This is a genomic window from Pseudomonas sp. F01002, assembly GCF_004402115.1.
In the GTDB taxonomy this organism is placed as follows: Bacteria; Pseudomonadota; Gammaproteobacteria; order Pseudomonadales; family Pseudomonadaceae; genus Aquipseudomonas; species Aquipseudomonas frigoris.
Genome location: NZ_SOPU01000023.1, coordinates 70,692 through 78,694 on the forward strand (window position 1 = coordinate 70,692; position 8,003 = coordinate 78,694).

Annotated in this window: 8 protein-coding genes; 7 read left to right on the forward strand and 1 reads right to left on the reverse strand. The window is 59.5% G+C overall.

The window, feature by feature from the left end:
* Positions 1-134: 134 nt before the first annotated feature.
* The 6 genes from E3W21_RS19490 (at position 135) to E3W21_RS19515 (ending at position 5,531) form a co-directional block, all read left to right on the forward strand.
* The gene (locus E3W21_RS19490; RefSeq protein ID WP_134421514.1) at positions 135-911 is read left to right on the forward strand and encodes an ABC transporter substrate-binding protein; all 777 of its coding nucleotides are present in this window, start codon (positions 135-137) and stop codon (positions 909-911) included.
* Positions 912-1,002: 91 nt separating this feature from the next.
* Positions 1,003-1,692 (forward strand): ABC transporter permease, encoded by a 690-nt coding sequence (locus E3W21_RS19495; protein WP_134421515.1) that lies wholly within the window; start codon positions 1,003-1,005, stop codon positions 1,690-1,692.
* Positions 1,693-1,705: 13 nt separating this feature from the next.
* On the forward strand, positions 1,706-2,380 hold the full coding sequence (locus E3W21_RS19500) for an ABC transporter permease (protein ID WP_134421516.1): 675 nt from the start codon (positions 1,706-1,708) through the stop codon (positions 2,378-2,380).
* Positions 2,381-2,389: 9 nt separating this feature from the next.
* A complete protein-coding gene (locus tag E3W21_RS19505; RefSeq protein WP_134421517.1) occupies positions 2,390-3,502 on the forward strand; it encodes a succinylglutamate desuccinylase/aspartoacylase family protein in 1,113 nt (370 codons plus the stop codon).
* A gap of 18 nt (positions 3,503-3,520) precedes the next feature.
* Positions 3,521-4,285, forward strand: coding sequence for an ABC transporter ATP-binding protein (locus E3W21_RS19510; protein WP_111451645.1), 765 nt, complete (start codon positions 3,521-3,523; stop codon positions 4,283-4,285).
* Positions 4,286-4,610: 325 nt separating this feature from the next.
* On the forward strand, positions 4,611-5,531 hold the full coding sequence (locus E3W21_RS19515; RefSeq protein ID WP_134421518.1) for a MurR/RpiR family transcriptional regulator: 921 nt from the start codon (positions 4,611-4,613) through the stop codon (positions 5,529-5,531).
* A 12-nt stretch (positions 5,532-5,543) separates the two neighbouring features.
* On the opposite strand, the gene E3W21_RS19520 is transcribed toward E3W21_RS19515, so the two are convergent.
* Positions 5,544-6,467 carry a helix-turn-helix domain-containing protein gene (locus E3W21_RS19520; RefSeq protein ID WP_134421519.1) on the reverse strand — a complete coding sequence of 308 codons (924 nt, stop codon included), beginning with the start codon at positions 6,465-6,467 and terminating at the stop codon, positions 5,544-5,546.
* A 161-nt stretch (positions 6,468-6,628) separates the two neighbouring features.
* Here E3W21_RS19520 and E3W21_RS19525 point away from each other — a divergent pair, with 161 nt between their 5' ends.
* Complete coding sequence (locus E3W21_RS19525) at positions 6,629-7,987, forward strand: glutamine synthetase family protein (protein ID WP_134421520.1); 1,359 nt, start codon at positions 6,629-6,631, stop codon at positions 7,985-7,987.
* Positions 7,988-8,003: the final 16 nt, after the last annotated feature.

Consider the following 8,003-nt stretch of genomic DNA (forward strand, 5'->3'; position numbering starts at 1 on the left):
CACGTTTATTTTCACATCATTGCATTGTGAAATAAAACATATCATTTGTAGCCACGCAAAATCATCAGGACTGATCCACCGTGCCAGATCGGATGGCCTGTACCACCCCAACGCCCCTCCAAGGAGTCAACAATATGAACAAGACCGAACTTCTAGGTGCTCTGGCACTGTGCGCCGCAAGCTTGCTGGCACACGCCGACGAAGACAGCCTGCTTATCGGTATCGAAGCCGCCTACCCACCCTTCTCTTTCAAGACGCCGGAGGGCAACGTCAGCGGTTTCGATTACGACATCGGCAACGCCCTGTGCGAAGAAATGAAGGTCAAATGCGAGTGGGTCATCCAGGAATTCGACGGCATGATTCCGTCGCTGAAAGTGCGCAAGATCGATGCCGTGCTGTCGTCGATGTCGATCACTGAAGACCGTATGAAGTCGGTCGACTTCAGCAAAAAGTACTACCACACACCCGGCAAGTTCGCGATGAAGGCCGGCAATGTGATCAACGACCCGCTGGTTGATCTCAAGGGCAAGAAGGTCGGGGTGCAACGCTCATCGACCTACGACCGTTTTGCTACCGAGCAGCTTGAAAAAGCCGGCGTCGAAGTGGTGCGCTACGGCTCACAAAATGAAGCCTACCTCGATCTGGCGTCGGGTCGACTGGACGCCACGCTCGCCGACATCGTCAACACCGATGAGAGCTTCATCAAAACACCGGCAGGCAAAGGTTTCGCGCTGGTGGGACCGGACATCAGCGACCCGAAATATTTCGGCCGAGGGGCCGGGATCGCGGTGCGAAAAGGCGACACCGTGAACGTTGCACGTCTGAGTACAGCGATCGACGCCATCCGTGCCAACGGCAAGTACCAGCAAGTGATGGCCAAGTACTTCGCGTTCGATATCTACGGCGAATAAGCCTTTACCCCAAACCCCGGCGCCGGCCTTTGCGGGCGCCGCTTTGGGCTTGTCTCGCGCGCCTCGCGGCGCTCGTTTGAGGAACTTCATCATGCTTCACGGCTACGGATCGAGCATTCTCGATGGCGCCTGGCTGACCATTAACCTGGCCCTGACCTCCATGAGCATGGCGATTGCTTTGGGTCTGATCGGCGCAGCCTTTCGGTTGTCGCCGCTCAAATGGCTGGCGATGCTGGGCGAAGGGTACACAACCCTGATTCGCGGTATTCCTGACCTGGTGTTGATCCTGCTGATCTTCTACGGCGGCCAGGACTTGGTGAACCGCATCGCCCTTGCGCTCGGTTACACGCGCTATATCGACATCAACCCCTTTATCGCCGGCGTCTGCACCATGGGCTTCATTTTTGGCGCCTATCTCTCGGAAACCTTTCGCGGCGCGTTTATGGCGATCCCTAAAGGTCAGGCCGAGGCCGGCTTGGCCTATGGCATGAGTGGCGGCCAGGTGTTCTGGCGGATTCTGGTGCCGCAGATGATTCGTTTCGCCATTCCCGGGTTCACCAACAACTGGTTGGTGCTGACCAAATCCACCGCGCTGATCTCGGTCATCGGCTTGCAGGACATGATGTTCAAAGCCAAGAACGCAGCGGACGCCACCCATGAGCCGTTCACGTTTTTCCTCGCGGTGGCGGCGCTTTATCTGATGCTGACCAGCGTGTCATTGCTGGTGCTGCGCTATCTGGAAAAACACTACTCGGTCGGCATCAAAGCCGCCGAATTGTGATTGGGAGCCCCCCATGATTCTCGACTACAACCTGATCTGGGAAAACCTGCCGCTGTATTTCAACGGTGCCTTGTTGACCCTCAAAGTCCTGCTGATTTCCCTGGCCTTCGGCCTGGTGCTGGCGATTCCGTTGGCATTGATGCGGGTGTCCCGATCGCCCCTGATCAACTTCCCTGCGTGGCTCTACACCTACGTGATTCGCGGCACGCCGATGCTGGTGCAACTGTTCCTGATCTATTACGGCCTGGCGCAGTTCGCAGCGGTACGTGAAAGCGCGCTCTGGCCGTACCTGTCCAGCGCAACCTTTTGTGCCTGCCTGGCCTTTGCGATCAATACCAGTGCCTATAGCGCGGAACTGCTGGCCGGCAGTTTGAAGGCCACGGCTCATGGCGAGATCGAAGCCGCCAAAGCCATGGGCATGTCGCGCTTTACCCTGTACCACCGCATTCTGCTGCCGTCGGCCTTGCGCCGGGCGCTGCCGCAGTACAGCAACGAAGTGCTGATGATGCTGCAAACCACCAGCCTGGCATCGATTGTCACGCTGGTGGATATCACCGGCGCCGCGCGTACGGTCAGTTCCTTCATCACTGCCGGTCTGATCTACCTGGCCCTGACCTTCATCCTGGTTCGCCTGTTCAAGCTGGCCGAGCGTCGCTGGCTGGCGTACCTGGCACCGCGCAAGCACTAAGGAGCTGTTATGGAGCACATTGAATACCTGTTGCCGTGGAGTGCCTCGGGGACTGAACGGAAACTGTCGCTGTTTCGTTTTGGCAGCGGACCGCGCAAGGCCTACATTCAGGCGTCCCTGCACGCTGATGAGCTGCCGGGGATGCGCGTGGCGGTTGAACTCAAACGACGTCTGCGGGTGCTGGAAGAACAAGGTCGCCTGAACGGAGTGATCGAGCTGGTGCCGATGGCCAATCCGATTGGCATCGCCCAGATGTTCCAGGCCACCCATCAGGGACGCTTTGAGTTCTCCAGCGGGAAGAATTTCAATCGGGATTTCCCGGAGCTGACCGAAGCCGTGGCGGCGCTGCTGGAAGGAAAACTGGGAGACGATGCCGACGCCAACATTGCGTTGATCCGCCGCGCCATGAGCGTTGTTCTTACTGACATGTCGGCACCGACATCGGAACTCGATGGCCTGCGCCGCCTGTTGCTGCAACATGCCTGTGACGCCGATGTGGTGCTGGACCTGCACTGCGATTTCGAGTCGATCATGCTGCTTTACGCCATGCCGCAAAACTGGCCGCGATTGCGTTCGTTGGCCGCTCGACTCGGTGCCGGCGCCGCGCTGCTGGCCGAGGGTGCGGGCGGCAGTGCCTTCGATGAAGCCTGTGCGATCCCTTGGTTGCGGTTGGCCGAGCGCTTTCCTGAAGCCCATATTCCGCTGGCCTGTGTGGCCACCACCATCGAGTTGCGCGGCATGGCCGACACCGAACGCGAGCAATGTGTCGATAGCGCCGAGGCCATTCTTGGCTATCTCGCCGAGCAAGGCCTGATCAGCGGTGACTGGCCAACAGCGCCTCCGACCTGTTGTGAAGCGACGCCATTCGCCGGCGCGCAGTACGCCTATGCGCCGCATCCGGGGGTGGTGAGTTTTCTGCAACCGCTGGGTGCCCGGGTCAGGGTGGGCGATCCGTTGTTCGAAGTGCTGGATCCGCTGACCGATCGCCACAGTATCGTGCGCGCCAGCACCGACGGCATCCTCTATGCCCGAGAACGCCTGCGCTTTGCCCAGCCCGGTTTGTGGCTGGCCAAAGTCGCCGGCACCCGCCTTATTCGCCAGGGTCGCTTGCTCAGCGACTGATTCCAGAGAATAAAAACCATGTACAAACTTGAAGTTCAGGATCTACACAAAAGCTACGGCAGCCACCACGTGCTCAAGGGCGTGTCCCTGGAGGCGAAAGCCGGCGACGTGATCAGCCTCATCGGCTCCAGCGGCTCTGGCAAAAGCACCTTCTTGCGCTGCATCAACCTGCTGGAGCAGCCCAACGCCGGCAACATCGTGCTCAATGGCGAACAATTGAAACTGGTGACCAACAAACTCGGCGGGCTCAAGGCCGCCGAACCCAAGCAGTTGCAACGCATGCGTTCGCGGCTGTCGATGGTGTTTCAGCACTTCAACCTGTGGTCGCACATGAGCGCCCTTGAAAACGTCATGGAAGCCCCGGTGCATGTGCTTGGCATGGGCAAGAAAGAAGCCCGGGAAAAGGCCGAGCACTACCTGAACAAAGTCGGCGTAGCGCACCGGATGGACGCCTGGCCGGCCCATATGTCGGGCGGCGAGCAGCAGCGTGTGGCGATTGCCCGGGCGCTGGCCATGGAGCCGGAAGTGATGCTGTTCGATGAGCCGACCTCGGCACTCGACCCCGAACTGGTCGGCGAAGTGCTGAAAGTCATGCAGGACCTCGCCCTCGAAGGTCGCACCATGGTGGTCGTTACCCACGAAATGGGCTTTGCCCGCGAGGTTTCCAATCAACTGGTGTTCCTGCACAAGGGTCAGGTCGAAGAACGTGGCGACCCGCGCGAAGTGCTGGTCAACCCGCAGTCCGAACGCCTCCAGCAGTTTCTTGCCGGCAGCCTGAAATAACCGGCCCGGCCTAATGCCAATCAGTTAAGCCGTAACGCGTTCCGTGTAGCAGCTGCCGAAGGCTGCGTTCGGCTGCGTAGCAGTCGTGAAATCAGGTAATGCGGTTCCTCAGGACTACCTCGCGGTCAGGTTTTACGACTGCTGCGCAGCCGAACGCAGGCTTCGCCAGCTGCTACAAAGTATGCGTTGTGGCTGAAATGGCTTAACTGATTGGCATTGCCCGACCGGCACGATCACCGACCCTTGGCCAAGCGCTGCACACCGAGGGTCGGCTTCGGATACACTCCCGCCAGCTTATTAACCCTCAGGAAATGTTGAGCCGGATATGCCGACCCCATCGAAAAACACCACGGTCTATGCCGCACCGGTTATGCGCAAACTGGCGGAGATCGTTGGCGATTTGCAGCCGTCACTGCGCAAGGTGGCGGACTTTATTCTGCGTCACCCACTGAGGGCCGCGACGCTGACCATCGAGGAAATGGCTCACGAAACGTCCACCTCGCCAGCGGCGGTCAACCGTTTGGCCAAGGCCCTGAACCTGGGTGGCTATACCGGCATGAAGGCCGAACTGGTCGCGACATTGCAGCAAATGGTGTCGCCGGTCGACAAACTGCGCAACGAACTGGCACATCGTCCTGGCGGCGCGTTTGGCCTGCATGAGCAAATTCAAAGCGCCAGCAGCAACCTCGCCACGGCGGCGACCAACAACCATGCAGACACCTTTGAAGCCTTCGTCACGCGCCTGACCACCGCGCGAAAAATCTACATCCTGGGCTTTGGCAACAGCGTCTACTTCGCCGGCCTCGCCGCCTCGACCCTGATGCCCTTCTGCGCCGACGCCACCGCCATCAGCATGGAGGGCGGCAACGAAAACGCCGCTTACCGTCTGGCCGCGATTACCGATCAGGATGTGTTGCTGGCGATCTCCCTGCCGCGCTATTCCCTCGACACCCTGCAACTCGCCCGTTTCGCCAATGAGCGGGGTGCCTCGGTGCTGGCAATCACCGATTCACCCGCCTCGCCGCTCACCAGCATTGCCGAACATGTGCTGTTTGCTCCCGCTGACCATCCGGTATTGACCAGTTCCAACATCGCGGTGCTCGCGTTGATCGAAGGCTTGGTGGCGGGCGTCATGGCGCGCAACAAGGAAGCCGTCAAACTGGCGACCGAACTGACCGAAAGCGTGATGGCTTACCTGCACATGCCGGGCAACAGCAAATCGGCGAAAGCCACAAAGCCGCGCTGACGTGTCCCCGGCTTACCCGCGACCTGTTGGGCCACAGGGTTTGCGGGCGAGCGTCTGACTGGGAAGTTCGTTGAACAACGCCCGATAGCTGCTGGAAAATCGCCCTAAATGCCAGAACGACCAATGCATCGCCACTTCGGCAACGGTGGTGTCCATCGCTGTGCGGCTGAGCAATTCGCGGCGTGCGCTATTGAGTCGGCGCAAGCGCAGCCAATGGGTCGGGGTCATCCCGGTATAGGCCTTGAACGCATGCTGCAACTGACGCAGTGAAACCCCGGCGACCTGCGAAAGCTCCAGCAGATTCAGGGTGTCTTCCGGGGCATCAGCCGCCCACTCACCGATGCGTTTCATCACTGCACGCTCTTCTGCGCGGCGCTGTAAACCTCCGCGATCAAGGCAAACACACGCGTTGTCGAGGATGTACAGGCAGTCTTCCAGCAACTGCTGGGTCAACGCCTCTTTACTCGGCGGATCAAGCGTCTGCGCCAATCGGGTCAACGTCCCGCTGAGCCAGCGACTGAACAACGCGTTCTGTTCCGAGTTCAGTGGCGCCATGAACAGGCCTTCGAGCCTGGCCACGTTCAAACCGTGACGCTGCACGAACGCCGGACCGAACACCACGGCGATTTCCTGGTAGTTCTCCGGGGTGATCCAGATGTTGCGGCTTTCACCATTCAACACGTACAGCGCGTTGTCGCTGCGATCGAAACAGAACGCCAGCGCACCTTCGGGCGCGCTGAAATTCTGCTCGACCCGGGTGTTCATCTGTTCCTCGTAAATCTCCACGCCTTGCAGGTCCAGGTAGCGCACGCGCCCGGCGAAATGCCCCGGTGACATTTGCTGGTAATGCTGCACCCAACCCGGCGTGGCGCGGATTTGCTCGGCTACATCGGCGGTGTTGAACGCTTGGACTTGCAGGGGATTGCACGTTGTCATGGGTGACCTTACGCACTCGTTTGGTGCGTTTTGGTGCTGCTGAAAGTGGATAGATGGAACGTCAAGGCTCGCCCAAGATAGTCGTCAACGCGCCACAGGGGAAGTGTGTGGTGGATGAAACCAGCCTCCCCGGCGTTAATAAAATCAATAACGAGGTCTTTATGAATGTCCCTTTCGATCAGCTGCTCACGTGGCTGAAAGATCACAAGATTACCGAAGTCGAGTGTGTGGTCAGCGACTTGACCGGCATCGCACGCGGCAAAATTGCACCCACCAACAAGTTCCTGCATGAGCGAGGCATGCGCCTGCCGGAAAGTGTGCTTTTGCAAACGGTAACCGGGGACTTTGTCGACGACGACATCTACTACGACCTGCTCGACCCGGCCGACATCGACATGGTGTGCAAGCCCGTCTCCGACGCGGTGTACGTGATTCCATGGGCCATCGAGCCCACCGCTATCGTGATTCACGACACCTTCGACAAGTTCGGCAACCCGATCGAGCTGTCGCCGCGCAACGTGCTGAAAAAAGTCCTGCAGCTGTACACCGACAAAGGCTGGCGGCCGATTGTCGCGCCGGAAATGGAGTTCTACCTGACCCAGCGCTGCGAAGACCCGGACTTGCCGCTCAAGGCACCGCTGGGTCGTTCGGGCCGTGCGGAAAGTGGTCGACAGTCGTTTTCCATCGACGCTGCCAACGAATTCGATCCGCTGTTTGAAGACGTGTACGACTGGTGCGAGCTTCAAGGCCTGGACCTCGATACCTTGATCCACGAAGACGGCCCGGCGCAGATGGAAATCAACTTCCGTCATGGCGACGCACTGGATCTGGCCGACCAGATCACTGTGTTCAAACGCACCCTGCGCGAAGCGGCGCTCAAGCACAACGTCACCGCGACCTTCATGGCCAAACCGATTGGCGATGAACCCGGCAGCGCCATGCATATCCACCAGAGCGTCGTGGACATCGCCACCGGCCAGCCGATCTTTGCCGATGCCGACGGGCAGATGAGCGAGCTGTTCCTGCACCACATCGGCGGCCTGCAAAAGTTCATCCCCAAAGTGCTGCCGATGTTTGCACCGAACGTCAATTCGTTCCGCCGCTTCCTGCCGGACACTTCGGCGCCGGTGAACGTCGAATGGGGCGAAGAAAACCGTACTGTGGGTCTGCGTGTGCCGACCTCTACGCCGGACGCGATGCGCGTGGAAAACCGTTTGCCGGGTGCCGACGCCAACCCTTATCTGGCGATCGCAGCAAGCCTGTTGTGTGGGTATCTGGGGATGGTCGAACGCATCGAACCGAGTGCTGCGGTCCAGGGTCGTGCCTATGAGCGCCGTAATCTGCGCCTGCCGATCACCATCGAAGACGCCCTGACGCAGATGGAAGAATGCGAAACCGTCGGGCGTTATCTGGGCAGCAAATTCGTCCGCGGATATGTCGCTGTCAAGCGCGCCGAACATGAGAACTTCAAGCGCGTGATCAGCTCGTGGGAGCGTGAGTTCCTGCTGCTCAGCGTTTAGAAACCTCGCTCCCACA